Origin of the sequence: Pseudomonas sp. UM16 (genome assembly GCF_050312595.1) — a bacterium.
GTDB lineage: Bacteria > Pseudomonadota > Gammaproteobacteria > Pseudomonadales > Pseudomonadaceae > Aquipseudomonas.
This window is the reverse complement of record NZ_JBNPJT010000074.1, coordinates 1-424: the sequence shown is the minus strand read 5'-3', so window position 1 is coordinate 424 and position 424 is coordinate 1. Positions and strand designations below refer to the sequence as shown.

Annotated in this window: 1 pseudogene; it reads right to left on the bottom strand. The window is 47.4% G+C overall.

Features of this window, described 5'->3' with window-relative positions:
* A pseudogene (locus tag ACQRAX_RS25615) lies at positions 1-424 on the bottom strand (hypothetical protein); the annotation flags it as partial.

The window sequence follows — 424 nt, the reverse complement described above, 5'->3', positions numbered from 1 at the left end:
ATTGAGAGATACGTCAAACCCACCCCGCCTGGGCCTATCAACGCGCCGAGCAAGAATGACGGATCAATGGTTGCCATAAAAACGAAGAAAACCGCCGTTACCCCCGCAAGCCACTTCAAAAATGTCAGGGCCCACTCCGGGAAGTCTTTCCACTCACAATGTTCCAATCCGGACTTAGTAACGCGATAGGCAAACTTCATCCGCTGATGAGTCATGGACAAAGTCACAATCAACATCAACGTATAAAAAAAAACGCAAGATAATGTTCGCCAAGGCTGACTCATCCCCGCGTACACCGAGTACATGATGAACGCGGCCCCAACATTCAATACAGCCATAAACAAAAGCATGCAATTAGCTACAAACGTATTGTAATTACGCGCCCGAATTGTCCAACCCAACAATTCGGGCTCATGCGAAAATT